Annotated in this window: 19 protein-coding genes and 1 tRNA gene; 6 read left to right on the top strand and 14 right to left on the bottom strand. The window is 40.7% G+C overall.

The window, feature by feature from the left end:
* Positions 1-44: 44 nt before the first annotated feature.
* From EHS11_RS14670 to EHS11_RS14680, 3 genes are all read right to left on the bottom strand, one after another.
* Positions 45-3,305, bottom strand: coding sequence for an efflux RND transporter permease subunit (locus EHS11_RS14670; RefSeq protein WP_135765133.1), 3,261 nt, complete (start codon positions 3,303-3,305; stop codon positions 45-47).
* A gap of 31 nt (positions 3,306-3,336) precedes the next feature.
* On the bottom strand, positions 3,337-3,876 hold the full coding sequence (gene def / locus EHS11_RS14675) for a peptide deformylase (protein WP_135765134.1): 540 nt from the start codon (positions 3,874-3,876) through the stop codon (positions 3,337-3,339).
* A 122-nt stretch (positions 3,877-3,998) separates the two neighbouring features.
* Positions 3,999-4,074: transfer RNA gene (locus EHS11_RS14680), tRNA-Ala, on the bottom strand.
* 72 nt (positions 4,075-4,146) lie between these two features.
* On the opposite strand from EHS11_RS14680, the gene EHS11_RS14685 reads away from it, so the two are divergent.
* From EHS11_RS14685 to EHS11_RS14705, 5 genes are read left to right on the top strand one after another with little or no spacing between them, the layout of a single operon-like run.
* Positions 4,147-4,458 (top strand): hypothetical protein, encoded by a 312-nt coding sequence (locus tag EHS11_RS14685; RefSeq protein WP_135765135.1) that lies wholly within the window; start codon positions 4,147-4,149, stop codon positions 4,456-4,458.
* Positions 4,459-4,463: 5 nt separating this feature from the next.
* Positions 4,464-7,211, top strand: coding sequence for a SpoIIE family protein phosphatase (locus EHS11_RS14690; RefSeq protein ID WP_135765136.1), 2,748 nt, complete (start codon positions 4,464-4,466; stop codon positions 7,209-7,211).
* On the top strand, positions 7,208-7,549 hold the full coding sequence (locus tag EHS11_RS14695) for an STAS domain-containing protein (protein ID WP_135765137.1): 342 nt from the start codon (positions 7,208-7,210) through the stop codon (positions 7,547-7,549). The genes EHS11_RS14690 and EHS11_RS14695 overlap by 4 nt, the downstream gene beginning before the upstream one ends.
* Before the next feature lie 48 nt (positions 7,550-7,597).
* The gene (locus tag EHS11_RS14700; RefSeq protein ID WP_135765138.1) at positions 7,598-9,250 is read left to right on the top strand and encodes an acyl-CoA carboxylase subunit beta; all 1,653 of its coding nucleotides are present in this window, start codon (positions 7,598-7,600) and stop codon (positions 9,248-9,250) included.
* A gap of 3 nt (positions 9,251-9,253) precedes the next feature.
* The gene (locus EHS11_RS14705; protein WP_135765139.1) at positions 9,254-12,010 is read left to right on the top strand and encodes an ATP-binding protein; all 2,757 of its coding nucleotides are present in this window, start codon (positions 9,254-9,256) and stop codon (positions 12,008-12,010) included.
* Here the strand turns inward: EHS11_RS14705 and EHS11_RS14710 are convergent, their stop codons facing one another.
* The 10 genes from EHS11_RS14710 to ispH form a co-directional block, all read right to left on the bottom strand.
* A complete protein-coding gene (locus tag EHS11_RS14710; protein ID WP_135765140.1) occupies positions 12,011-13,066 on the bottom strand; it encodes a protein-glutamate methylesterase/protein-glutamine glutaminase in 1,056 nt (351 codons plus the stop codon).
* On the bottom strand, positions 13,063-13,581 hold the full coding sequence (locus EHS11_RS14715) for a chemotaxis protein CheD (RefSeq protein WP_246047917.1): 519 nt from the start codon (positions 13,579-13,581) through the stop codon (positions 13,063-13,065). The genes EHS11_RS14710 and EHS11_RS14715 overlap by 4 nt, the downstream gene beginning before the upstream one ends.
* Before the next feature lie 17 nt (positions 13,582-13,598).
* Positions 13,599-14,078: a chemotaxis protein CheW gene (locus tag EHS11_RS14720; protein WP_135765141.1), complete on the bottom strand. Its 480-nt coding sequence runs from the start codon at positions 14,076-14,078 to the stop codon at positions 13,599-13,601.
* A 10-nt stretch (positions 14,079-14,088) separates the two neighbouring features.
* The gene (locus EHS11_RS14725; RefSeq protein ID WP_135765142.1) at positions 14,089-16,575 is read right to left on the bottom strand and encodes a methyl-accepting chemotaxis protein; all 2,487 of its coding nucleotides are present in this window, start codon (positions 16,573-16,575) and stop codon (positions 14,089-14,091) included.
* 60 nt (positions 16,576-16,635) lie between these two features.
* The gene (locus tag EHS11_RS14730; protein WP_135765490.1) at positions 16,636-18,762 is read right to left on the bottom strand and encodes a chemotaxis protein CheA; all 2,127 of its coding nucleotides are present in this window, start codon (positions 18,760-18,762) and stop codon (positions 16,636-16,638) included.
* Between the two features lies 1 nt (position 18,763).
* On the bottom strand, positions 18,764-19,132 hold the full coding sequence (locus tag EHS11_RS14735; RefSeq protein ID WP_135765143.1) for an STAS domain-containing protein: 369 nt from the start codon (positions 19,130-19,132) through the stop codon (positions 18,764-18,766).
* 8 nt (positions 19,133-19,140) lie between these two features.
* Positions 19,141-19,506 (bottom strand): response regulator, encoded by a 366-nt coding sequence (locus EHS11_RS14740; protein ID WP_135765144.1) that lies wholly within the window; start codon positions 19,504-19,506, stop codon positions 19,141-19,143.
* On the bottom strand, positions 19,503-20,819 hold the full coding sequence (locus EHS11_RS14745) for an ATP-binding response regulator (protein WP_246047918.1): 1,317 nt from the start codon (positions 20,817-20,819) through the stop codon (positions 19,503-19,505). Before EHS11_RS14745 ends, EHS11_RS14740 begins: the two co-directional genes overlap by 4 nt.
* Positions 20,820-20,885: 66 nt before the next feature.
* Complete coding sequence (locus tag EHS11_RS14750; protein WP_135765145.1) at positions 20,886-23,423, bottom strand: PAS domain-containing sensor histidine kinase; 2,538 nt, start codon at positions 23,421-23,423, stop codon at positions 20,886-20,888.
* Between the two features lie 8 nt (positions 23,424-23,431).
* Positions 23,432-24,379, bottom strand: coding sequence for a 4-hydroxy-3-methylbut-2-enyl diphosphate reductase (gene ispH / locus EHS11_RS14755; RefSeq protein ID WP_135765146.1), 948 nt, complete (start codon positions 24,377-24,379; stop codon positions 23,432-23,434).
* Between the two features lie 242 nt (positions 24,380-24,621).
* Between ispH and EHS11_RS14760 the strand changes: the two genes are divergently transcribed.
* Positions 24,622-25,470: a flagellin N-terminal helical domain-containing protein gene (locus EHS11_RS14760; protein ID WP_135765147.1), complete on the top strand. Its 849-nt coding sequence runs from the start codon at positions 24,622-24,624 to the stop codon at positions 25,468-25,470.
* A 62-nt stretch (positions 25,471-25,532) separates the two neighbouring features.
* Here EHS11_RS14760 and EHS11_RS14765 read toward each other — a convergent pair whose 3' ends face one another.
* Positions 25,533-26,981 (bottom strand): lipid A-modifier LpxR family protein, encoded by a 1,449-nt coding sequence (locus EHS11_RS14765; RefSeq protein ID WP_135765148.1) that lies wholly within the window; start codon positions 26,979-26,981, stop codon positions 25,533-25,535.
* Positions 26,982-26,989: the final 8 nt, after the last annotated feature.

Below are 26,989 nucleotides of genomic sequence, written 5' to 3' on the forward strand. Positions count from 1 at the left end.
TCGGGGGGCCGGGATAAGATATGTTCCATCCCGGCCGTTTTCAGTTAAACTTTAACCAGTTTCTTTTTACTCGGAAACCTGGAATGAAACCAATCAAAGAAATCATAGAGAGACTTGTAAAACACAGGCACCATAATCAATGTGATAAACGTTGCAAATGCCAATCCCCATCCAAAGGCAAGCGCCATAGGAACTAAAAACGGATCCCGACCTCCGATACCGTAAGCAGTCGGCAATAGCCCGAGCACCGTTGTAACCGTGGTTAGTATGACTGCTCTCAACCGAATGGAACCTGTTTCAATCAACAGATCGTAAGTGCCTAAGTTCGGATTTTCGCTTTTCAACTGATTGGCGCAGTCCACAAGTACGATCGAATCGTTCACAACAACTCCCGCAAGGCCGATGATTCCCAGAAATGCCAGAAACGATAGAGACTCTCCATGCAATAAAAAGGCGAAGATAACTCCGATGACTGCAAACGGAATGGCACTCATAACGATGAGCGGTTGAGAGAGGGAACGGAAGAGGGATGCCAATATCATAAAAATGATAATCAATCCTACGATAAAGGATCTTCCCAGTGAGGCCATGGATTCCTCCGTATCCTTGTTTTCTCCCGAAAATTTTACCGTATAACCGGGATATTTCGAAATTAAATTTCCTGCTGCATTTTTTGCATCCACGTTCACTTGTCTGGAGGATGTTGCCGTTTCGTCTATGTTCGCTGTGACTGTGAGTAGTCTTTTCCCGTCCAAATGATTGATGGACGCCCTGCCAGGGGATCTATCGTAATTGGTGAGCCTGGATACGGGAATCAAATTTCCTGTCAGGTTATTTACGTAAACTTTGTTCAGGTGAGTGAGTGAACTTCTGTATTCTTCCGGAAAACGAACCCTCACATCCACTTCTTCGTCGGCTCGTTTGATCTTTGTTGAAATTGTTCCTTGCAATGCAGTGTTGATGGCAAGTGATACGGATTGTACGCTCACTCCCGCAAAAGAGGCGAGGGATTCGTCGACGGATACTCGGATTTCGTCCTTACCTTCGTTGAAATCGTCTCCGATATCGTTTACTCCTTTTAGCTTTGCGAGCACATCCTTGTACTCTTGCCCGATTTTGAGCAGCGTATTGAAATCATCCCCTTTGATTTCGATTGCTACGGGTTTTCCCACAGGAGGACCGCCGGCTAGTTTTTCAAATTCCAAGTTTACCAATTTACCCTGAAGCGGTAAAAACTGGGAAGGGATTGATTCTTCCGTAAGCGCCCTCATCTTCTTTGAAGAATTCTTTTTCTCCAAAGCGATTTTTTCTTCCAGAAGCAATAGGGATTTGTCATTTAATAGATATTTGGTGCTATTCCGTATCCGATCGATGATTTCTTCCGTAGATATTTCTCTAGATTCTTCCGGAGTCAGATAAACCATCACTTGAGCATAGTTTTTTCCCCGTTTGGTGAACGGATCGTTCGGATCTTTTTGAATGATCCCTACGCGAGAAATATAATTTTCCAATTCTTCCGTTGGCAATTGTTTCAAGCTGTGTTCGATCGCTTGGATGTAACGGTTTGTTTCTTCCAAGGTAAGTCCTGTTTCCGCAGTAACCCTTACCTGAAATGTTTCAATGGCTCCAGGGAAAAGTTTGAATTTTCCGAACATGGCTTGCAAAAAAATAGAAAAGAAAAATACGGCAAAGAGCAAGGAGGTCATCATCAGTTTGTGACGAAGTGCAAAACCGAGAAAGGGTAGGTATTTGTTTTTTTTGAATCTTTGAAACCAATCGGATTCTTCTTTCACCTCTCCTTTGAGACTGGAGGATTTGCTGATGTCATAAAGATGGGAAGGAAGCATAAAGAATGCTTCGAAGATAGATGAGCTAAGGGAGATAATGACAACTAAGGGAATCGAATTGATGAACTTTCCGAAGATCCCCGTCATAAATAACATCGGACCGAAAGCGGCAATGGTCGTTGTTACTGTTGCTGTAACCGGTGCTATCACCTCGCTTGTTCCCCGTAAGGCGGCTTCGAAAGGCTCTTCTCCCAACTCCAGATGGCGGTATACGTTTTCACAAATTATGATCGCATCATCCACTAAAATTCCCACAACTATGATAAGTCCCATCATGGAGATCAAATTCAGAGTAACACCCATATAATTCATCACAATGAATGTCATAGCGACCGAGATGGGAATTCCCAGAGCAGTCATCAATGCCATTCTCCAACCTAAGAAAACAAATAGAGAGGCAGTTACGAGAACAAGTCCGCCCAAAGCGTTGGAAGTCAAAACTCCCAAACGGCGACGGATGTATTTAGAAAGGTCGTTCACAAATGCGTAACTTACAGCTCCGTTCGTTTCTTTGATAAACTCTTTAACTATTTTTTTCGATTCATCAACTACGTTGATTGCATCCGCTTTTTCTCTTTTGATGATGGTAAGTGCAATAGCGACTTCGCCGTTCGATTTGTCCAGGTAATCCGAATCTTCGAATCCTTCCGTAACACGCGCTATATCTTTGATTCTTACGGATCTACCCGCGTCATTGGATCTGACAAATACGTCTTCAATTTGATCCGCAGTATCGAATTCTCCAACGGTTCGAACTATGATTTCTTTGGAACGCTCCGAAATATTTCCACCGGGAAAATTGATATTTCTAAGTCGGAGAGCATTCACCACTTGGGTTGAGGAAATAGACAATGCGGTAAGTCGATCCGGCATCAGATCCACCTTCATTTCTCTTTCTCTCCAGCCTCGTTTGGTAATACGGGCCACTGCCGGAATGTTTTTCAATTTATCTTCCAGAATCTTTGCCTGGTCTCTCAGTTGTTTGGGAGAAAGAACCGGCTTCCCGTTTACTACTGCGGATGCTAGGTGAACTTCTATGACCGGTTGTCTTGCCGTTGTGATTTCAGTCACTACAGGATCTTCCGCATCTACGGGAAGATCCTGAACCCGATCCACGGCGGATTTGATATCATCCACTACCTTCTTGGTATCCTTCACGTTCGGATCAATGGTAATGACTATACCGGAACGATTTTCCAAAGAACTGGATCTATATTCTTTGATCCCGTCCACTTCTTTCAAAGCGTCTTCAATGGGTTTTGTAACTAATTTTTCTACATCTGAGGGAGAGGCTCCCAGATAGATTGTGTAAACGCTTACTATATCGAAGTTGATATTGGGAAACGCTTCCCTGTTCATCGTTGCCGCAGTGAAACCGCCGACAAGAAGGATGAGCGCAGTTAGTAAGTTTACGAATAAACTTTTGGAAAGAAAATATTGAACAAACGAAGAACCCATGTTAGGCCCCAGTATATTAGATTTTTAAATATTAATCAAGAATTTTCCCTTCGGTATCAATGTCTTCATTATAACCGAACAGTTTGGTACTTTTGAGCCGATCCACGTATAAAACCCCGAATAGATGGTCTATTTCATGTTGCATAACGATCGCTCTGTAACCTTCAATCGTTTCTTCGTGCGGATCGAAATTTTCATCCCGCCATTTTAAATTGATTTTGCCTGGTCTTTCGACATACCCTCTCATTCCTGGAACGGAAAGGCATCCTTCCCAGAAACCTTCGCCAGCGGGAGCGAGAGGAATGATCTCAGGATTGATAATGACTTGGCTTGGAACTTCTGGAGTTCCTTTGTAGCGCTCGTTATCATCTTCTTGGCCTACGACTACGATTTTTTTTAGAACTCCTATTTGCGGAGCTGCAAGTCCCACTCCTTCTGCAAAGCGCATTGTCTCGAACATATCTCGGATCAGCTTTTTGAAATCCTTTGTCTGCACTTCGGATTCCAGAACATCTTCAGCTAATTTCCGAAGTAGGGGGTTGCCTATGCGTAAAATTTTTCTAACTGCCATACCTAATAATGATGAGATTTCAACAGCTCTCCAGGAGATCAAGTGATCTGTGAGTGGGAACCGGAAAAAGAATTTGACAACATAAGAAAAACTGAAACTTTTTAAGGAAAAAATGGGAAGCGTGGTGGAGACGAGGGGAATCGAACCCCCGACCTTTTGAATGCCATTCAAACGCTCTCCCAACTGAGCTACGTCCCCGATCAGTCCAGACTTGAGGGCGTCTCCGTGCTTGTCAATCTTAGAATCAGAGGAAGAAGGAACCATTAGTCCATGTCTCAAGAAATCATAGACGAACTTAACAAAAAACTGAAGATCCAGTCTGATATCATCAAAGGCTATGAGAAAGTTCTCCGCCTCAATGAACAAGAGTTAGCGAATGCGGATGAAATCATTCGGATGTACGAGCAGATCAGCGAATACTCACGCGGAGAACTTCGTGAAGCGAAAGAAACGGTTCAGGCAAGCAGTATGGTTTCCAATTTAAGTAGAGATGAACTCTTGCATGCTTTTGATCGAATTAAATCTCTGGAAGACGCTAACAAAAAACTGCGGGAAGAATCTCTTAACTTCGGCAAAGACTAATCAAATTGGTTTCCAGTTCTTTACCTCCTGTTGTCCAAAGATCAAAAGAGGGAGGTTTTTTCGTTTCTTCCTCTCACGAGCTTACGGATTTATACCATTTTATTTTGAGCCAAGCCAAAAGGCTTGTGTCCGCAAAACACGGATCATTCTATCTTAAAAACGAAAGAGGCAATTTATCCAGAGTAGGTCTCGTAAAAGACACGCAAGCCGCAGGTAAAATTGCAAAACATGTTTTTTTATCCAAAAAAAGTCTCCTCCTGAAAAAAGGATCCCATATCACAAAGGATTCTCCTCCTCTTGCGGAATCGTATCTCGCCTGTTATCTGGGAGATGAGATCGGTGATCTTTCTTTGGGTGTGCTTGTGCTGGAAGGTATCAGGCATTTTGATCATTTTTCGGAACAAGATCTCGACCTTATCAATTATTTTTCTTCCAACCTTACTGCATTATTCAAAGACACGGTTTATTCGGAAGGTGAAAACCGTTTCTTCAGTACTTTAAATACCGCAATACTTCTTCTATTAGACAATTCGAATATTCATAATAATAACAACCGTTTGGAGTATTTTTTGGAAGAGATCATTCGGGTTTCCGTTTTGATCAACTCTTCTTTGGATCTAAAGAAGGTCCTTGAGATGGTGATGGAGTCCGCAAAATCCGTATTCAGAACGGAAGCGAGTTCTCTACTTCTCCTGGACGAGAAAAAGGAATTTTTATTATTCAATACCGTTACCGGAGAAAAGAAAGAAGAGATTTCCAAACTGAAAGTTCCTGTTGGGCAAGGGATTGCAGGAACAGTTGCCATTACCAAACAACCGATGATCATCAATGACGCTCAAAATGACCCACGAGTGTTTCGGGATGTGGACAAAGCGTCCAATTTCATCACCAGAAATATTTTGGCTGCTCCATTGATTGCCGGTGACGAAGTGATCGGTGTGATCGAAGCGATCAATACGATCGATAGAAATAATTTCAGTCAAAACGATATAGATTTCTTTTTGTCTTTTTCTTCTGCTTGCGCGGTCGCGATTCAAAAAACAAGCCTCCTCGAAAACCTGAATACTGCAAACATAGAACTTAAACAAAAGCTAAGTACTTTGGAATCTATTTTTGAATTGGGTCAGGCGGTACTTGAATCCCACGATGAACTGGGGCTTATGTCCAGATCACTTGCGATTCTGACCGAAGAGCTGAATGCGGATGATGCGGGAATGGTCATACTGCATGAAGGAAAACAAAACCTCATCCAGGTTTATGCCAGACAGAACGGAATGGTATTCGAATCTTTCTACGATTTATCCGAAAGCACTCAAATCATAAATTCAATTCTCAATAGGGAATTTTTTACAGGCACCGTTACCCGTGAACTTGCGGAAAGTTTCAACGGATTGGAATCCTTTGTTTTAAAAGACAATTTCGTAGTTTTGCCTGTTTCACCTAGCGGTAGTTCTTTGAAGGCGGCTCTCTATATCTGCGGCAGAAAGAAAAAGGAACTCTTCGGAGAAGCGGACGTACGTATTTTAAAAACCATCTCTTCTCCTTTGGCAAAAGCCTATGAAAATCTTCGGTTAAACCAGGAAATCATAACCAAAAAATCCATCGAAAAAGAAATTGAGATTACAAGAAAAATCCAAAATAACATTCTTCCCAACTTTATCCTGCAGTCCGTAAATTTTGATTTGGGAGTAAAATCGGTTGCCGCTAAAGAAGTGTCAGGTGACTTTTTCGATTTTCATCCCTACGGTCACGAGCAGTTTTCATTTTTAGTTGCGGATGTTTCCGGGAAAAGCCTTCCTGCCGCCATTTTCATGGCTATGTCGTCTTCCATCATCCGCACACTTTCCCGTACTTCTTCCCTCTCTCCTTCCGGGCTTCTTACGGAAGCGAACAAGCTGATCTACGAAGATTCGCAATCAGGGATGTTTGTGACTCTGTTTTTTGTCAGTTTCGATTCTTCCACACATAAGATTCGGTTTGCTTCTGCCGGACACAATGACCAAATTTGGATCAGAAAAGATCATAGTTATGAATTGTTAAAAGGTAAAGGTGCTCCTCTGGGTGTGATGCCTGCCGGTCATTATATCGGCGGGGAGATTGATATTTTGCCCGGAGACATGCTCGTTCTTTATACGGATGGAGCGATTGAAGAAAAGAATCAATTCGAAGAAGAATTTGGCTTGGACCAATTGATCCGGGAGATTATTGCTCGTAAAGACAAACCTTCCCAGGTTATAATAGAAGAGATCTACCAAATCATACGCCAATTTTCCGGAAACTCCGAGCAGTATGATGATTTTACAGTGATGATCCTAAAGTTTCCAGAACAAAAGCCGGAGTCATTCGTGAAAAGATTCAATGCAGTTTCCTCTGAAATTCCAAAGATGCGCGAATACTTGTCCGAACTTTTACAGGACAAAATTTCTTTACCTTTTGCATTTGATGATATTTTGGTCTCTGTGGATGAAGCAGCTACGAATATAGTGATGCACGGTTATAAGAACACGAATATTCCCAACCCATATTTTGATTGTATGATAGAAATGTTAGGTGATCGAATCGTGATTACCCTGGTTGACGAAGGTAAACCTTTTAGGAGGGATAATGTTCCGTCCCCTTCCATCGATGCCAATTTAAAAGGCGAAAGAAAGGGTGGTTTCGGTGTGTTTCTTATGGAAAAACTAATGGATAAAGTCAGTTACGAATTTAAAGAATCCAAAAATTATACCTACATGGAGAAAAAAATATCATGAGCGATGCAAAGATCATCCTTCATTCGGAGAGAGTGGGAGAAACATTGGTAATCCGTCTCTTGGGCAATCTGGATGTGCATAACACTCATACCATTGAAAAAGACTTAATAGCAACCGTCGGAACTGCTACCCATGCCATTATTTACAATCTCAGCGATGTCAATTTTATCTCTTCAGCCGGCCTACGCCTTCTTGTGACTACCTTACGAACCAGCCAAGACCGTAAAATCTCCATTTCCATCTGCGGACTTCGTCCTGCAGTGGAAAAGGTATTCGATGTGGTCGGGATGCAGCAACTTTTTACTATCTATCCTGATATCAATTCCGCTCTCGCATAAAAATCTCTTTTCTAAGCAAAATAATTCAAAAGATTGGAAAAAACCCGTATGGAAACCAAGCAGTATTCCCTAGACAACCCATTCAAAAATAAACAAAACTCCCCGGCCGAAGCCAAGGGAGGTATTTATGACGATGCCTTGAAATTAGGCAAAGAACTGATCGCCAAACCATTCGAAGGTGGTGGAGAAGATAGGATCCGTGTCCAACATTCCAAGAACAGGATGACTGTTTGGGAGAGGATCAAAGTTCTCACCGATTCGGAACCGAATATCATCTACCAAAACTGGGGACCGAATTTGGATGGCGCTTCCATCATTACCGGAATTTTAAAAATACGCGGTAGAGATGTTGCGGTTTACGGACATGACTTTACACTTCGTGCAGGCTCCATGGATGCAACTAACGGAAGTAAGCTGGCTAGACTCATCCATATGGCGGGTGAACATGGGATTCCGGTGATCGGTATGAACGATTCTGCCGGTGCATTTGTTCCTGCGGGAGTGGGCGGTCTTGACGGATATTCGGAAGCTTTTACCGCACTTCGTAAAATCAGCGGGGTTGTTCCTTCGATTATGCTGATGTTCGGATTCAATGCAGGTGGAGGTGCTTATCTCCCCCGTCAGGGATCGTTTATGATCCAATGTGATAATACTTTTTTCGGTTTGACCGGGCCAGGAGTCGTTAAATCCGTACTAGGTGAAGATGTTTCCGCGGATGATTTGGGCGGACCTAAGGTTCACGGACAGTCCGGGGTAGTTGATCTTGTTACGGGAGATGAGCTTGGTTCTCTTCGCACTGCAATTCGACTTCTTTCCTATTTACCGGATAACAATCGTTCTAATGCACCTTTTTATCCTACCTCCGATCCGATGGACAGATTCATTTACGAAGAAGACATTTTATTCCGTAAAACTTTCAATAGCCCTACCGGGATGAATACTCCTTTTGATATTACTCTGTACTTGCAACAAATCTGCGATCATGGCGAGTTTTTTGAAGTTCAACCGCAAAGAGCGAGAAACATAGTCACTGCATTCGGTAGAATCGGTGGAAATGTGGTGGGATTCCTTGCCAACAATTCAGCCGTATCTTCGGGACAAATCGATATCGGAGCCTCCCGAAAAGGAACAAGGTTCGTAAGGTTCTGCAATCTTTACAACATCCCGATGGTGTTTGTGGAAGATACAACCGGATTTTTACCTGGAAAGGATCAGGAGCAAAACGGAATCGTTTTGGAAGGACGAAAGTTACTGGATTCCATCATCGACCTTCGCACCCCCCGTTTGACTCTTATCATTAGAAACGCATTCGGTGGTGCTTATGCAACTTTTAACTCCTATTATACGGGGGCTTCCCTTGTATTCGCACTTCCTACCGCTAGAATTGCAGTTATGGGTCCTGCTGGTAAAGAATACGTTTACAAAGATGAAATAACTACCATTCAAAAAGAGTTCCAGGCAAATCTTAAAAAAGGCATGAGCGATAAAGAAGCTGCAAGCGTGAGAGATGCAAAACTTTTTGAAGTAGGCCAAAGGTATGAAAAGGAATTAATGAATCCGAAAGAAGCTTTGTCTCTCGGATCCGTGTCTTCCATCATTCTTCCTGGTTTTACAAGAAAGGTTCTGGGAACTAACTTAAATTACTTGATGTCTAAATACACTGCCGCACCTCTCAGCGGTCCTCAAAGGGAGTTTGAATAATCCATGCTCGATAAAAATTTAAATCGAATTAAGTTCCAGGAATCCGACTCTTCCTGGATTCGTTCTTTCTCCGTTGAATCCATCAAATGCCTGATTGTATGTCGCGGTCCTGTTCGTAAAGAAACCATGGATGTATTTGATGCGATCGGAATCAGAGAGTATGGTATCTTACTTTCTGAAAAAGATTCCATCGTTTATCCGAAGGCGCTCGCACCCGAACTCCGAAACTTCCGTTTCCAGGAGAACGTTCATAGAGTCCCCGATTATATGGGAGCCGGCAAGGAAGAAAAAGAAGCTCGTATCAAACAAATCATTGAGATAGCGAAAACGAACGGTTATACTCACCTTTTTGCAGGTTACGGATTTATGGCGGAAGATGCCGAGTTCATCGAAGCGATTGAAGATGCGGGTCTTACATTTATGGGACCGAGCTCTCATGTGGCAAGGGGGGCAGGTGCTAAGGATGAGGCGAAAAAACTCGCTCGTTCTTTGAAAGTGTCCGTTACTCCCGGTGTGGACAATATCACTGCACTTGCTTTGGTCCGTAAAACGGGAAATTCCAAAGACGGGTTACTTAAGGTAGCAAAAGAAAACAGTCTTAACTTTGAATATAACGATAAACTTTCTTTGGAAGACAACGCGGAATTACTGCTTCAACTTTCTTATGAAAAAACAATCGATATTACGACCATTGCCGATCTGCAAAAAGAATCGGAAATTCAGTTGGAAGAAATTTGGAAAAAATTTCCTGGCAAACGGGTTCGGTTCAAATACATCGGTGGTGGTGGTGGAAAAGGCCAAAGGGTCATTCAGGAAAAATCACAAATTGATTCTGCCGTTATGGAAATCCTTGCAGAATCCAAAGTGACCGCAGTCGGTTCCAATCGTAACTTCCTAATCGAATTAAACATTGAAAACACAAGACATAATGAGATTCAACTGATCGGAAACGGAGAATGGTCTTTGTCCTTAGGTGGTCGTGATTGTTCTTTGCAAATGCATGAACAAAAACTTTTGGAAATTTCCTTAACTCAGGAGCTTCTTCAAAAGGAAGTGGAAGAATGCAAAGGAAGCAATCCTAAAAAAGCAGGGATCTTGGAGAAAGATCTACTTACCCTTCGTGACATGGAAAACCAAGCCGAAGTTTTCGGTAAGGCGATTCGGCTCAACAGTGTTTCCACTTTCGAATGTATCGTAGAGGGAAATAACTTCTTCTTTATGGAAGTGAATACCCGTATCCAAGTGGAACACAGGGTGACCGAAATGGTTTACAAATTGAAATTTGTAAATCCCCAAAACCCGAACGAATATTTCTTTATCGACTCTCTTGTGGAAGCAATGGCGGTTTTATCCGTGCATGGAATTCGAGTTCCTAAACCGGAAAGAATCCTTCGCAATGTTTCCGGTGCTGAAGTCCGCATCAATGCAACTAACAGAAGTTTGCAGCCCCATGCGGGCGGTATCATCCAAAGCTGGTCTCCTCCTTTGGAAGGTGAAATTCGGGATGATCAGGGAATTTGTCTGCGTAACCCGGATACAGGTTCCTTCGTACATTATAATCTTGCCGGCGCTTACGATTCCAACGTAGCATTACTTGTATCATACGGTGAGACTCGTAAAAAAAACCTGGAAGTATTAAGCAATATTCTCAGAAAAACGGAACTTCGCGGTCAAAACTTGGAAACAAACCTGTTGGTTCATTACGGACTTACGGAATGGATTTTGGGAAAAGACGCGATGTTCAAACCTTCCACTGCCTTTATGATCGCCTATTTGGCGGGCATCGGTTCTTTGCAATCCGTTCTGAATGATTTTGATTTGGAATATCTATGGACTGAAAAACTAAAAAAAGCAGATGCCGAACTGAAAAAGGTATTATCTAAAAAGATGACACTTATTTTGCGACCTTTGGAAAAAATATTTTCAAATCCGCATTTGTTAGGCGGATTTATCGGGCATTATGACGGAAAGTTATGGGATCGTAGCGGAGCCAAGGTAGTATTTTTGGAAAATCCGGTTTTGATACTGGAAAAATTATATTACTACCTCAACTTGGAAAATACCGATTCCAAACCTCCGTCGGAGAAAATCTGGGATCATGATGAATCGTTGTTAAACGAAGCAAAAGAGTTTTACGCGGAAATCAGGACACGTACAGCGATAGTGTCCTGGAAAGAATTGTCTTCCTTGCTTGAATCAGGGAAAAACCCGAAACCTGATCGTATCACTGATACGGAATGGGCCGGATCGAAGGCAGCTCATGCTGGATTCCAGGCAGGTTTTGAGATACTTGCTTTGCTTGTGAATATAGGTAAAAAAGCAAATTTCTTCGGGCTGGATATGGATGATTCTTTGGAAGCGATCGTTCCTAAGGAATTCAAAGCAGCGGAAACCAGAGATCCTTTGATTAAAATCTTAAATCCTCCGCCGAAGATGAGCGGAGATGAAATTGTTGCTCCGATGGGAGGAATGTTCTATTCCAAAGAGGCGCCAAATTTACCGACTCTGATCGCGGAGGGAGACCATTTCCAAGCAGGCCAACCTCTGTTTATCATTGAAGTCATGAAGATGTTCAATAAGATCCTGGCACCTGTGAGCGGAACTATGGTTAAAAATCTAATGGTAGATTCTGACGGTAAGATTGTAAGTAAGGCACAACCTATTTTCAAAATCAAACCGGATGAAGTTTTAAAAGAAGAATCTCCGGAAGAAATCCGATCAAGAAGAGTTAAGGTTACAACGGAACTGGCTGCAAGCTAGTTAGTTGTAAAATTCAATGATAGAATGATGAATGTCTCTGAGTGGTAGGATTTTATCTGCTGCTCCGAGACGTATCGCTTCTTTAGGCATTCCAAACACAACACAACTTTCTTCATTTTGAGCGACTGTAACGGCTCCTGCCTGTTTCATCTCCAGCAGTCCTTGCGCTCCGTCGTCGCCCATTCCGGTCATGATGATACCTTTGGCATTTTTACCGGCATGTTTCGCTACGGACCGAAATAATACGTCCACAGACGGCTTGTGTCTGTTGACTAGTGGACCGTCGCTTACTTCTATATGATACTGCGCTCCCGATCGTTTAACCTGCATATGTTTGTTTCCGGGAGCAATCAAAGCAAGGCCGGGCAGAACCATATCTCCGTCTTTGCCTTCTCTAACTTCTATTTCACAAACGGAATCAAGTCTTTTGGCAAAAACTTCGGTAAACTTTTCGGGCATATGCTGCACAATTACGATTCCTGGGCATTTATCCTTTGTTAGTTTGACTAGGATTTTTTCCAAAGCGATGGTTCCTCCCGTAGAAGTTCCTATTGCGACAATTTTTTCTGTAGTTTTTAATTGCGAAATGTCAGTGATTAATTTTTGTTTGGTGATTTCTTGTTTCTTTGATCCGTATTGGACCATCGTATTCAAGTTGATATGTGATGCTGCGATAACGGAATCTGTCAAGAGTATCGAAGATTCGTTTAAAAAATCCTTTAAACCAAATTTTGGTTTGGTGATAATCTCGGCTGCTCCCAAACTAAGTGCAGTCATTGCTATATCGGAGTCTTTTTCCGTCAAAGTCGAACAAATGACAACAGGAGTAGGGTGTTCTTTCATTAGCTTTTTTAAAAAACTAATCCCGTCCATTCTAGGCATCTCGATATCAAGAATGATCACATCCGGCCAGTTCGATGTCATTTTATCCAGAGCAAATATCGGGTCCACTGCAGCGCCTAAAAATTCAAAATCGGAATGTTTGTTAAATAAATCGCCCAATACCTGGCGAACTACGGCCGAATCATCTATTACAAATACTTTAATTTTTTTCATTTGGAAGACTCTTGCATTTCCAGCCAGACTTCACCGTCCCAAACTGTAAAAAATATTTTTCTTGCTTTAGAGCCGCCCGTATTTTCGGAAATAATCGGAATGGAATTGTCGGATAATATTTGTTTTGCGAAATTTATATTTTTTTGTCCAACCAGTTTTGCATTAAGGAAATTTGATACTAGTGTCAAATTTTCCTCTTCTCTGGAAAACATATCCGAACCTCCGAATATTTTGGCTTTAAATTCGGAAATAGGGAGTTGTGTAAGTTTGATCTTTTCTAAAAAGAGATAAAAAGCTTCTTCTCCGTACTTCCCTTCCAAATTCTGAGCGTTATTGGGATTGTTTCTACCGGGGAGCAGGTAATGGCTCATGCCTCCGAGCAATTTTACCGGATGCCAAAGTATGATGGAAACACAAGAGCCGAGTATCGTCCTAAGTCTCAGGTTGGGTCCTCCGAAGTGGAAGTCGCCCGGACTTAAGAATATATCTCGAACTTCGTTGGGAGGATCCATCATATCAAATGACTACATTCTCAATTTGTAAGAAGATTGGATTTTTCCTGCAATTGATTCAATTCTTCCAGGTTTAAAACCTGATCGATTTTAAGTAATACCACAAATCCGCTTTCTATTTTACCAAGCCCTTGCACAAAATCCAATCTGATCTTAGAACCAAAGCTAGGCGCATTTTCTATGGAAGTGCTTTGAATATCCAATACTTCTTCCACTGAATCTACTAACAGACCTATATCTAAACTTTCCGGACCAAATGATACTTCCGTAATGACGATACATGTTCTTTTTCCAATCTCGGTCTTTCTTTTGTAAAAGCGTATGTTCAAATCGAGGACAGGTACTACATTTCCTCGCAAATTGATGACCCCCGGGATGTAGTCGGGCATCATAGGAACATTTGTAACTGGTTCGAACTCTATGATCTCTTTGATGTAAAGTATTCCTAACCCAAAAAGTTCTTCACCGAGGCGAAATGTCAAATACTGTATATCTTGCATGATAACGCCCCTAGTATTTTTGAAATCGATTGTGGTTATCAGCGTTATCCGCTTTTTTCGCCGATACGAAATTAGGTCGCGGTTTCGACTTTTTTTGATCTCGGCTATCAGTTGTTATTTTGTTTAATTGGAAGAAGCTGATGGAATTCAATAATAGGTTTGCCTGTGTTTGCAACTGCTCAGCGATCGCTGCAAGCTCTTCCGAGGCGGATGCACTTTGTTGAGAAACCTGGTCAAGTTGTCCCATTGCTTTATTTACTTCGTTGACTCCCGAGGATTGTTCCTGACTCGCGGCAGCTATTTCCTGGACCAGATCAGCTGTTTTATTGATTGCAGGAACTATTTCTTCAATCAGTTTTCCTGCAGTTTCCGCAATTTGAACTGATCCTCCCGCAAGAGAACCGATTTCATTGGCGGATTTTTGGCTCCTTTCCGCGAGTTTTCGTACTTCGGATGCAACTACTGCAAATCCTTTTCCATGTTCGCCTGCACGAGCCGCTTCAATTGCAGCGTTTAATGCGAGTAAGTTGGTTTGGTAGGCGATGTCCTCTATGATTGAAATTTTTTCCGCAATTTGTTTCATTGCCAATACGGTATTTTTTACAGCTTCGCCGCCTTGTTTCGCATCTTTTGCAGATTTGGTTGCAATGGCATCCGTTTGTTTTGCATTTTTCGCGTTTTGATCAATCGATGTTCCCATCTCTTCAAGGGAAGCGGAAGTTTCTTCTACGGATGCCGCCTGTTCTGTTGCTCCTTGCGAAAGTGTTCCTGCGGTAGAGGATACTTCTTCCGCAGCACCGACCAAAGCATCCGTATTCGTCCTTACTTCATCGATAATTTTTATTAGTGTTTGGGCAGTATTGTTAAATGAATCCTTGAGTTTGGCAAATCCGCCTTCGTAGTTATTTACAATCTGTTGCGTAAGATCGCCGTTTTCCATAGCTGCAAGTCCGACTACTAGATCTTCTACGATTCTGGTTGTCTCAATCGCTAACTTTTTTTGTTCAGTGATATCGGTTGCAAATTTGATCACTTTATAAGGCTTTCCATTGGAATCCAAAATAGGATTGTAAGTGGCTTGAAGCCATACTTCGCGACCACCTTTTCCGATTCGTTTGTATTCCGCCGTTTGGAATTCACCTCTGTTCAATGTAGCCCAAAATTGTCTGTATTCTTCACTGCCTACCAGTTGGGTCTCGGCGAACATTCGATGGTGTTGACCCTGGATCTCACTCAAAACGTAACCCATTGCATTTAAGAATAAGTCATTTGCAACAATAATGCTTCCATCCATATTGAACTCAATGGTAGCTTGCGATTTTCCGATTGCTGCAATCTGTCCTTCATAATCGATATTCTTTAATTTTTGTTCGGTGATATCGGTTGCAAATTTGATCACTTTATAAGGTTTTCCATTGGAATTCAAAATAGGATTGTAAGTGGCTTGAAGCCATACTTCGCGACCACCTTTTCCGATTCGTTTGTATTCCGCCGTTTGGAATTCACCGCTATTCAATGTAGCCCAAAATTGTCTGTATTCTTCACTGCCTGCCAATTTTACTTCTGCAAACATTCTATGGTGTTGACCCTTGATTTCATACAGTGTATATCCCATTACTTCCAGGAAATTATGGTTTGCGGTAATAATGGTTCCATCCATGTTAAATTCAATGGTCGCCTGTGACTTATTAACCGCATTTAGATTGGCAAGTAGATTATTAAAGAAGGAAAATAAACTCCCAAATTCGTCCTTTTTGGAATCGTCAAAACGAATTGATAATTCACCATCGTTAATCTTATTGGCCTTAGCTAAGGCATCTCTGATCGTTGTCAGTAATCCGAATATCGCATAAATCGTAAAGCCGATGATGATTAGCCCTACGAGTAAATTTAAAATGAGGATTGAAGTTTTAGAGTCGGTTAAATCAGTCTCTATATTCTTTATCAATCCGTCTACCGGGGGAGTTGATGCAATATTGAGATCTTCGATTGCTTCCAAAGAAGTTTTCAATTTCGGTAAGATTTTATTTAAGTATATATTTATCCCTTCATCAGTAAAGCTTCCTGAAGTTTCGTCTGTTCTGCTTTTCAAGAATTCATTTTTGAGTAACAAAAACTCGTCATGAAAAGCGGTGATTTCATCGCGGAACTTTTTAAATTTTGTTTTACTTTCAGAGTCGGCCTGTATCTTTTCAATCTTGTTCAAGAGTCGGATGATATCGGAGTGATCTGTCTCAATTCTCGAATTTACCGAAGAGATCAGATTTGGATTCTTCGTAATGGAAAGTTCGGAACTCGCAAATACCAGATCATTCGTCAGACGTTTAAGATCTATTAGGTGGTCTGAATCCGGTTTTTCTTCGTTCCCCAGCGCTCTCAAGGACTCTGCGGAATTGATAAGCCTGCCTGTGCTAAAAATCGTTATTAAAGCAAATCCGGACGTAATGATTAAAAGAATAAGTAAAAGTTTTACCTTTATCGTAATGTTCTTAAACATAAATATGATCTCCTAAAAAAATATTTCGAGTAACGCAATCAGTTTCTATAGATGGGTTTTTCATAACATCCTCGTTTCATTTAATGTTTTTATTTTTTCCAAGTGAATTGTTCGCTCGAAAAGCGATGGAAGATCCAAAATCAAGGCTACTTTTCCGTCAGCCAGAATAGAAGATCCGCTCACTCCTTTTACGCTATGAAAAACGCTTCCCATTGGTTTAATCACTGTTTGAAACTCTCCGTAAAGTTGTTCTACTACAAGGCCGGCTTTGTTCTCGCCCATTCTTACTATGACAATATTTTCCTTTTTTTTCTCATAATCCGTGTTCTGCGAAAATATATCTCTCATTTTAATATAAGGAATCAAAGTCCCTCGCAACGGAAAATAATTGTTCTTTGTATCCGGATTTTCTTCGGTGAAATCCAAACATTCCAACACCATCTCCATAGGAATGATGTACAAAGAAGTCCCTACACTGACTAAAAATCCTTCGATGATGGCAAGAGTGAGCGGAAGCCGAATCGTAAAAACGCTTCCTTTGTTTGGTGAGGATTGGACATGGATCGTTCCTCTTAAAGCTTCGATTCCCTTTTGGACTACATCCAAACCCACACCTCTACCCGATACGTTGGTAATTGATGAGGCTGTGGAAAAACCCGGAAGGAATAACAATTTATAAATTTCTTCGTTGTTCTCAGGTTTGTTTCCTGATACTAATTTTTTTTCGAGAGCTTTTTTCCATACGATGTCGGATTGAATTCCTTTACCGTCGTCTTTGATTTCGATTACTACGGATCCGGTGTCATGGTATGCGTTGAGCCAGATATTACCCGCTATCGGTTTTCCCTGTCCTATTCTTTCTTCGGGTGTTTCCAACCCGTGATCGCAGGCATTTCTGATGATATGCACAAGAGGATCGCCTAATTTATCGACGATGTTCCGGTCCAGTTCCGTTTCCTTGCCAATGATGTGCAAATTGATTTCTTTTTTCAGCTCTCTTCCCAAATCTCTTACGTTTCGTTGGTATTTTTGAAAAATATCTCCTATTTGGATCATTCGAAGTTTTAGAGAGATTTCTCTTACTTCATTCAATAGCCGACTAACAAGAAATGACGATTCTTGCAGATTGGAATCGTCAGTGTTGGAAACCAGTTGGTTTAAATTGGCCGCCGATACCACCAATTCGCCGACTCTATTGATAAGCAAATCCACTCTTTGGGAATCAACTTTTAAAACGGTTCCTTGGGTTTGGATTTTCTTTTGACTGATAAGAGTTTCCAATTCCATTTTCGGCTGACTCTCGTTATTTGATGGCGGTATTAAACGATTAAGGTAACTCACTAAGGTTTTATTGTTTAAAATCCCCATCTCTTTCCATACATTGCCGAGAAAAATTTCTTCTTCCGGAAGTTGGCCTGCCAGATAAGAAAGATCTTCAACCGTTGCACCGGGAGGTAAGATGTGTAAAAAACTGTCCGATTCTATGAATTCGAATACTTTTTGGATTTTTTCCAAAGAAGAATCTGACTGAAAGGAAATCTCAAATCCAAGAAAGGAATCCTCGGGATTGTAGTTTTCTATCGTAGGAAGTTCAGATGTGATTGTCTTGATAAATTTGATTTCACCTAACTTTTTTAAATAAGCCAAAAAGGAAATCGGATCAAGGCCGTGCCCGAAAACATTCTTATTCGGACGAAAGGAGATTAGGAAATAGGGGATCGTATCATTGCCGGGAGCAGGTTGTTCCGGTTTGTCCGTTTCCGGTTTTTCTTCCGAGATATGTTTCTCTGAAGAAGTTCTCTTTTTCAGATAGGGGTAAATCGAATTTAAAATGGTTTTTCCCGATTCCAACCGTTCTTTTGTAATTTCCGATTTCGGCTCCGCATGAATCAGATATTCCAAATGATCCTTTGCACTTAATAAAATCTCCGTTAGTTGTTTTTGAAATGGAATTTTAAATTCTCTCAAGTCATCCAGCAGGTTTTCTATGATATGAGTGAATTTGACAGTCTCCTCAAAGCCGAACATTCCCGAATTCCCTTTGATTGTATGAACTGCACGAAAAAGAGCATTGAGAGAGTCGGGATCAGGCGTTTCCTTTTCCATCCGAAGCAGTATGGACTCCATGTCCCTTAGAAGTTCGTTAGATTCGTTAAAATATACATCAATTACTTCGGACAAATCCATATTAACCTTTTTTTGTCCCATACGCAAATACTAGTTCGTCTGCGTATTCTTTTTTGATTTTGACTTTGTCTCCAAAGTGATTTACTAATCCGAGTAAGTCGATAACCTTCAGAACGGGAAGTGAATGATTCTGAAGCTTTAATTGGAAATTTTTATCGGAAGAGTATTTTTTCAGAAACAATAAAAATTGAATACCCGCAGTATCGATTCTTTGAATACCAGAAAGGTCTACATTCCAGAATGATCCATGTTTTGTTTTGATCTGCTTCAGTTTCTCCTTCCATTGGGAAACATAATGAATTGTAAGATAACCTTCCCAGGCAGATTCGATTCCGGATTCTACTTCTCTGAATTTTAAGACTGGGTCCATATTCTATCTTATATAACTAGTTTGGAGATGGTATCTAACAACTCTTCGGGAGAAAACGGTTTTGTAAGCCATGCCTTAGCGCCTGCATCGATTCCTTGTTGCTTTTTTTCCGGTTGGGACTCCGTTGTAAGCATTATGATGGGAGTGAATTTATGTTTTTGATCTTCTTTTACTTTTTTGATAAAAGAGATCCCGTCCATATTCGGCATATTTACATCTGAAACGATCAGATCAACAGCACCTGCCGAAAGTTGTTTCAATGCTTCTATTCCGTCGCTTGCTTCGATCAATTCGAAATTGGCATTTTTCAAATGCACTGAAATAATCTTTCTGAACACCGCAGAATCATCTATAATTAGAATTTTTTTGCTCATGGTTTTCCCTTAATACTACTTTGGATTGGTAAAAATAATTCGGCAATAACGCATAGGCAGGTTTCTTCCGAAGTATGGTCAGTTGCATTTCTTATGAAAAACATTCCATGATGTTTATTTGCGATATAATCAACGATGGTTAGGCCCAACCCCAAACTGAAAGGTTCGTCTTCGTGGACTTCTTCTACGGGAGGATGGACTCTAAAGAAAGGTAAAATCAGATTTTTTTGAATATCGGTCGGGATATTTCCATAGCTGTCATCAATGATTTTGTTTTTTATGGATAAACAAAAATAACCTTCCGCCAGAGTGACAAATACGTCTATATTTGAGTTAGGTGGTGAATATTTGATCGCATTTAACAATAGTTCCTTTAATACGATTTTTAATGAGGAAATATCGGCGGATAAAGTCATATTTCCTTTAAAAATAGGCATATTCATTTTTAAGCCCTTGTTGTGTATATGAGTTTCCAGTTGGGAGGTGATGTTCGGAATCTCTTGGATTATCTCTGACGATCGGATCGGCAATAAATGAAATTTTTTATCCAATTGTAAAACAGCATGTTCCAAACCCCGTATCATGGATTTTGTATGATGATTGTTTTCCAAGAGTAGGTCGAAAAGTTCCTTGTCTATCTTATAGTAACCGTTTTCCGAAGGAGTCAGCATGGACTTTATGGAGTCGATGATAGTTGTCATGGATCCGAAACCGGAACCTTGGGATAAAGTTGTTTTCAAATTGAAGATGGAATTCATCTCAATGGAATTATTGGAAGTTTTTCTGGAAGTCTCTTTGTAATTGAGCCATTCCAATTGATCTCTGAGCTCTTTGCTTTCATCCAATAACAATCTTTTTTCAATATTTCGCAAATATCTGTATTCCAGCGATTGTTCCAGAGTTTGCCTGAACAATTCCATATTGAGTGGCTTTATAATATAATCATAAACTCCCATCCGCATAATCTCTATAATCTGTTCGGAACCGTCCAGTGCGGTTTGTACTAAAATGACCGAGTCAGGGATTTTTTCTTTTATGATTTTGATGAATGTTTTTCCATCCATAACAGGCATCATAAGATCCACTAAAAAAACACTGAATGCCTCTTTCGCGCAGAGATCCAATGCCTCTTGACCGTTATTTGCAATTTTATAGGCTACTTGCATTTGGTCGCAGATACCCGCAAGAAGCATTTGGTTTTCTTCCAAATCTTCAACTATCAATATAGGAAGATTCGGTCGCCTTCTTAACGAGGTTATCTTTTTTCCTTTTGTAGGAGAGAAGAATATATCATGATTTTCTGAAGTCATCATTTGAATATCGGATATACTATTCGACAGCAGATGATGAATCAATTCCTTTCCCGATTCTTTGTGATATTATTTGGTGTTTGGTAAAATCACCTTAAAACTGGAACCCTTTCCCAGTTCACTTTGCACTTCGATTTGTCCGCCTAGTAGTTCCACGAACTTTTTTGTAATGGTAAGTCCAAGTCCGGTTCCTTGAATTTCTGATTTATCAACGTTTGGGAGTCTTGTAAAACTCTCGAATAACATCTCTTGCTGATTTTTGGAAATACCATTGCCTTGGTCCGTTACAGTCACTTCAAAATGATTTTCAGAAGTCTTATACGATACGGTCACGATGGAATCGGAAGGAGAGTATTTTACCGCATTGGAAAGTATGTTTACTAGGATTTGAGTGAGTTTTTGGGAATCTGTTCTTATTTTTTGAATGTCTATGTCTCCTTCTGAGATTCTGATTTGGATGTTGTTCTCGTTGGCTAGGGGAATCATCATTCCTATAACGGATTTGACTGTTTCTTGTAAATTAACCTGTGCTATCTGGATTGGCATTTTGCCTGCTTCGATTTTGGAAAGATCCAAAATTCCATTGATGATTTTAAGTAGGCCATTGCCCGAACCGTGAATATAATCCAAATACTTTTTCCCCAAAGAATCCGATTCAGGAATTTGAATCAATTGGGTGAAACCTATAATGGAATTTAGCGGAGTTCGGAGCTCATGACTCATGCGAGCTAAAAAATCCGATTTCAACTTATTCGCCGACTCTGCTAAATCCTTCGCTCGCATCAAATCACTGGTTCTTTCTTTTACCAGATCTTCCAAATGGGATTGGTATTTGTTCAACTCTTCCGCATTGATCTTTCTTTCCAAATAATGGCCGATCCAAGTTGTTACAGTTCGATAAAGCAGAATGTCTTCTTCGTCAAAGTCGAATTGAGTGTTGGATTTTTCCCAACCTAAAACCCCGAAGAACTCCCCTTTGATCACTATGGGGAATAACAATAAAAAACTGACTCCTCTTTCAAAATACCATTGTTCCTTTTCTGAAAAACTTTCCATTTTTCCCGAAACGATCTTTCCATCAAACAAAAGTTTGACCCAACGTTCCAAATTATGGTTTTCCCAACTTTCTTCAATGAAGAGACTTCTGTAACCGAGATAGGTATGGGATTTATTTTCTTCCAGCATTTGAACGAATAGATTTTCATTTTTATCATTCCATTCGTGTTTTAATAGAAAAACGGATTCCATTTCCGTAAAAATCAAGAGCTGATTCAATGCTTGAGATAGGGTTTCATAATCAGTGTTAGGTTGATTTAGGATTTGGGAAGCAGCTGCTACTCCGATTTCAAAACGAAGTCTTCTCGCCATTTCCGTATCTTGTTTCTTCTTTTCCGTGATATCACGAAGTATAGTTAAGGTATGGGTTATGTTTCCGCTAGGATCCCGAATTACTGAGATATTGATCAGACAATCAAACGGCTTGCCGGACTTTGTATAGCCTATGATTTCTTTCCCCACGCTTTCTCCTCTTTGGATGATTTCTTTGAACTCTTCTATGATTACCAGATCGCACTTTCCAACGAGCAAGGTTACCTTTTGACCCAATAGTTCCGTTAATGAATAACCTGTTAGTTTGATAAAACTCGGATTTGCAAATACGATTTTAATATCGATCGTTTCTTTCGAATATGTGGATATTAAAACCGCTTCCGAAGTCTGGTAATAGATGGATTCGAATATCAGTAATTGTTTTTGGGTTTGATATCTGTCAATGTAGGATTCTAATAAAAATTTAAGCTTATACAAATCATCATTCTCTTCTTCCCAGTAGGATTTGATATTAGAGAAAAAAACATAACCGCTCCACAAATTGCCGAAATAGATGGGAAAATAAAGATCCGCCTGATCATCTTGTTTTTCCCAATGCAGAATATGAGGATTCTTTTCTTCAAACAGACTTTGAATTTTGGAAAAAGGAATTTGTTCTTTTATATAAGGATTTCCGATTTTAAAAAATTGAACCCAATCTTTCTCAATTTGTTCTCCCTCTCCGAATTCGTCGGGAAAAATAATTCCCTTTTTTCCCATATAAACGACGTTTTCCGCTTCCATTGTCTTCCAAAGCATAAGAAGTATTCTTCTTAAAATTGCGGGACCGTTGCGAAGATCGGAAATGCTCGCGTTTATATTATTGAGAGTGGATTGAAATTTAAGTTTACGTTCTTTTTTTCGTTTTTCTTCCTCTTCATTTGTTCTATCAGTCAGGATACAGGAAAAAACAAATGAAGTATCATCCGAAAGGGGAGGAATTAGAAATAGAGCATATTCTAATGATATTGCTTTGCCTGATCTTTGTATTGCAAATACACCAGATTCTTTTCGGTTTATTCTTAGAGTAGGCCTGATGATATTGGGAAGAAGATCCGTATTTAAAAAATGATCCGCTTGTTCGTTTTGAAAAAGAATCTTATGGGAATTGTCGTTCGACGAAAATCTCCCGATGACGACTCCTTGTCCTATGTTCTCAAGAGTTTCGTATGCGAGTAATAGTTTGTCGATTTTGTCTGTTTTCTCCGAAGAAAATGGATCTAACGAAGAAGAAGACACAATTTTACCTAATACTGTGTTAATTTTTCTTTTGGGAGTTTGAAATTCATCGTGTCTTCCCGACTGTCCGGGTAAAGGGAGACCTTCGCTTCCGGAAAATGAACTAATAATTCCTGAACGATCTCATCCACTAAAATCTGAGGGCTGGACGCACCGGCAGTGATTCCCAAAATTTTGATTCCGTTTGTTTTTATATGTTCCGGATTTACATCTTGTTTGTCTGTGATTCTGTAAGAAGCCGGTTTTGTTTTTTGAGCCAATTGTAGCAAACGAACGGAATTTGAAGAATTTGCGGAACCTATCACAAGCATGGCGTCGACAGACTCGATCATGCTTGATACCGCTTCCTGTCTTTCCGTAGTAGCATAACAAATATCATCTTTCTGCGGATGTTCCACAAATGGAAAAACTTCTTCGATTTTTTTGATTATACTTTTCGTATCTTTTACGGAAAGGGTGGTTTGCATCAAATAAGTGAGTGGTTTGTCCTCTTTGATCCGATCTTTCAAAGATTCTACGTCTTCTTCCGTTTCTACGAGAAACATATTCGCTTCACCCATAGTTCCTATGGCCTCGTCGTGACCTTTGTGCCCGATATAGATGATATGGTGGCTGTCTTTGATATTGCGCGCCTTTCTATGGACGCGGGTGACCAAAGGGCAGGTGGCATCCCCGATTCGCATTTTACGGCTTTGTGCTTCATTCACTACCTCGGGAGAAACTCCATGAGCGGAAAAAATGACAGTCGCACCGTTCGGGGCCTCGGAAAGTTCATCTATGAATTGAATTCCCCTTTTTTTCATGTCTTCCACCACTCTTTGGTTGTGGACGATTTCCTTTCTTACATAAAGAGGGGCCTCGGGATTTTCCGCGTAAACAGTTTCTACGAAGGAAATTGCATATTTTACGCCGGCACAGAATCCGCGTGGGTTTGCCAAATAGATCGTTTCTAACAAAATTTAAAACCTTTCCCTACCGTCTTTATCGCAAATACGGAACTTCTGAAAAGATAAATTTTCCGCGACATATTTTGGAAAGGGGAAGTTCGGGTATTATTCGCAAAAAACCGGAATTTATCTATTATCTAAGCTATCGAATTTACCGACCTTCATTATGAAGAGGCCAAGGATGGCATCTTCGAAAATTCATCAACGTTTTTCCCGAGAGGGAAAGATAACGGATTCAAGGAGGAACCCGGATGATTATCAACCACAATATTAGTGCTATCTTTGCACATAGAACTTTGAAGTCTAACGACGCAAATCTAAGTAAAGATATCGAGAAGTTGTCTTCTGGTATGCGTATTAACAAAGCCGGAGACGATGCTTCTGGGCTAGCGGTATCTGAGAAGATGAGAACTCAGATTTCCGGTCTTCGCCGTGCGGAGCAAAATACTGAAGATGGTATGTCCCTCATCCAAACGGCTGAAGGATATCTCCAAGAAACACATGAAATCGTTCAACGCGTTCGTGTGTTAGCTGTACAAGCAGCCAACGGTATCTACACGGAAGAAGATAGACAACAGATCCAAGTTGAAGTATCGCAACTTGTAGATGAGATTGATCGTATTGCTTCCCAAGCGGAGTTCAACAAAATGAAACTCCTTACTGGGGCGTTTGCACGACTCAACCCAACTGCAAGTATGTGGTTCCATATTGGAGCGAACATGCATCAAAGAGAGCGAGTGTACATCGAAACAATGAACACTGCGGCTTTGGGATTAAGAAACCCTACGGTTCTTACTTTCGTTTCTCTTTCGACTGCAGGTAAGGCAAACTCTGTGATCGGGCTATGTGATGATGCGTTAAGAGTTATCTCTAAACAAAGAGCTGACCTTGGTGCTTATTACAACCGAATGGAGCATGCTGCAAAAGGTCTTATGAATGCTTATGAAAATACACAAGCTTCTGAGTCCCGTATCCGTGACACTGACATGGCTGAACAAATGACCAGCTTCACGAGATACCAAATCTTGACTCAGGCTGCAACTTCAATGCTCGCGCAAGCAAACATGAAGTCTCAGTCCGTGATGAGATTGCTCCAGTAATAGGATAAGAGAAGCTAGTCGAAGGGCAGGTGGTTGGGGCCTTTCGACTGTTTCTCGATTTTCTAGAACTTAGTACCCAACTGAATGCCCATATATCGGTGATACGGCGATAGCCCGCTCCCTGCAATATACTCCAAAGACGAAACTTCCAATCCTACTTGAAAAAACCAATCCGGTGTCTGATAAACGAATCCCGTAGAAAACTTTCCTTGGACCCTTCTCAAGGGAACACTGTAAGTCTTACTGGCATTTGTTTCATTGTACAACAATAAGGCGGTAATAAGCATACTATCATTTCCCGAGGCCTCGTTCGAATTCAGATACCTATAGGCTAAAATTTTCGAATAGGGCGAAACTCCTTTGGTTGGATTCCGATAGAGGGTATCGTATACGAAGTATTCTACGCCGGAGTAGTTGGAAAGATTGGAATTCGGCTCGTTTAAGTTTTGCAAGAGAAGCAATTTTAATCCTTCATTGGGAACAGGAGCTCCGTTGAAGATGGAATTGAAGATTAGAAAGTTCAATGCCAGAGGCGCATCGGATGGAACGAGAGTTTGATAAGCCCCGAATCTGGTCAGCGTATTGTAAGCTCTTTCGTCTCCGATCGAATTATATAGCGGATCTCCTATAAAAATGGTTCTGCCTCCGGTAAGATAGACGGATGTGCTGCCGTCTTCTTCGATTGTTGCCGAAAAATTATTGTTTCCACTTCCACCTAATGTAGAGTTGACGAATTGGCTTTTTACCGCTGGTTTTAGATAAAAATAATATTCCGTTTCTTCCACCGGATAAGAAGGAGTCGGATCGTAAATATTCATCCCTTGTGCTACGGGAGAGCGGACATGACCGAAACGAAAAACAGGACCTAGGGATACCGAAGTATCCGGATTTCCCAGTTTGATTGTTGTTTGGATTCCCAGATAAGGATTCCAAAAATATTTATAATCCAGATTTACCTGAAATAAATTTCTATTTAGTAATTGGCGGTCCCATCCTTGAGGTAGTGGAGAATTTGTTAGGCGGTGGATACCTGCTTGTGCAGATTTTCCCCGTACATTCGGACCCATGGAACCGATTGCCATTTCGATGGAAAATGCACTCCGATCCCAAAAATAACCTGCAATCGAGGAAACCATCGCATTTGCAGAATAAGGCCGTTCTCCGTAAGGTGCATCGGAAGAATATAAATTCGAGGGAGTATAAAGAGAGTGTGTCAAAGATAATCCGGAATATTCCGCTGTTTTTTTTTCGAACTTGGGAATGATTTTTTCCAAACCTTGGAGAACTAAGTTTGCGGGAAAATATGTTTTTCCATAAAGCCCGTATTCCAAGCGGATGCCGTTTGTATATTCTCTGTCTGAAAAAAGAAACACGTCATTCTCCCAGCTGAATTTCAGAATCTGTATATTAGTTTGTTTTGTTTTTGAAATATCTTCAGCTGAAAGAGATGGAAAATAAAAAAAGCAAATCGAAGATAATAGAAAAAAAAATTTCAGATGGTAAAGATTCATTAAAAAGG

This window comes from Leptospira ilyithenensis (genome assembly GCF_004771005.1).
GTDB lineage: Bacteria > Spirochaetota > Leptospiria > Leptospirales > Leptospiraceae > Leptospira_A > Leptospira_A ilyithenensis.

What these genes read in the sequence shown, in the direction of transcription:
- EHS11_RS14670 (WP_135765133.1), bottom strand. Translation starts at nt 3,305, where the DNA reads ATGGGTTCTTCGTTTGTTCAATATTTTCTTTCCAAAAGTTTATTCGTA.
- def (WP_135765134.1), bottom strand. Translation starts at nt 3,876, where the DNA reads ATGGCAGTTAGAAAAATTTTACGCATAGGCAACCCCCTACTTCGGAAA.
- EHS11_RS14685 (WP_135765135.1), top strand. Translation starts at nt 4,147, where the DNA reads ATGTCTCAAGAAATCATAGACGAACTTAACAAAAAACTGAAGATCCAG.
- EHS11_RS14695 (WP_135765137.1), top strand. Translation starts at nt 7,208, where the DNA reads ATGAGCGATGCAAAGATCATCCTTCATTCGGAGAGAGTGGGAGAAACA.
- EHS11_RS14700 (WP_135765138.1), top strand. Translation starts at nt 7,598, where the DNA reads ATGGAAACCAAGCAGTATTCCCTAGACAACCCATTCAAAAATAAACAA.
- EHS11_RS14705 (WP_135765139.1), top strand. Translation starts at nt 9,254, where the DNA reads ATGCTCGATAAAAATTTAAATCGAATTAAGTTCCAGGAATCCGACTCT.
- EHS11_RS14710 (WP_135765140.1), bottom strand. Translation starts at nt 13,066, where the DNA reads ATGAAAAAAATTAAAGTATTTGTAATAGATGATTCGGCCGTAGTTCGC.
- EHS11_RS14715 (WP_246047917.1), bottom strand. Translation starts at nt 13,581, where the DNA reads ATGATGGATCCTCCCAACGAAGTTCGAGATATATTCTTAAGTCCGGGC.
- EHS11_RS14720 (WP_135765141.1), bottom strand. Translation starts at nt 14,078, where the DNA reads ATGCAAGATATACAGTATTTGACATTTCGCCTCGGTGAAGAACTTTTT.
- EHS11_RS14725 (WP_135765142.1), bottom strand. Translation starts at nt 16,575, where the DNA reads ATGTTTAAGAACATTACGATAAAGGTAAAACTTTTACTTATTCTTTTA.
- EHS11_RS14730 (WP_135765490.1), bottom strand. Translation starts at nt 18,762, where the DNA reads ATGGATTTGTCCGAAGTAATTGATGTATATTTTAACGAATCTAACGAA.
- EHS11_RS14735 (WP_135765143.1), bottom strand. Translation starts at nt 19,132, where the DNA reads ATGGACCCAGTCTTAAAATTCAGAGAAGTAGAATCCGGAATCGAATCT.
- EHS11_RS14740 (WP_135765144.1), bottom strand. Translation starts at nt 19,506, where the DNA reads ATGAGCAAAAAAATTCTAATTATAGATGATTCTGCGGTGTTCAGAAAG.
- EHS11_RS14745 (WP_246047918.1), bottom strand. Translation starts at nt 20,819, where the DNA reads ATGATGACTTCAGAAAATCATGATATATTCTTCTCTCCTACAAAAGGA.
- EHS11_RS14760 (WP_135765147.1), top strand. Translation starts at nt 24,622, where the DNA reads ATGATTATCAACCACAATATTAGTGCTATCTTTGCACATAGAACTTTG.
- EHS11_RS14765 (WP_135765148.1), bottom strand. Translation starts at nt 26,981, where the DNA reads ATGAATCTTTACCATCTGAAATTTTTTTTTCTATTATCTTCGATTTGC.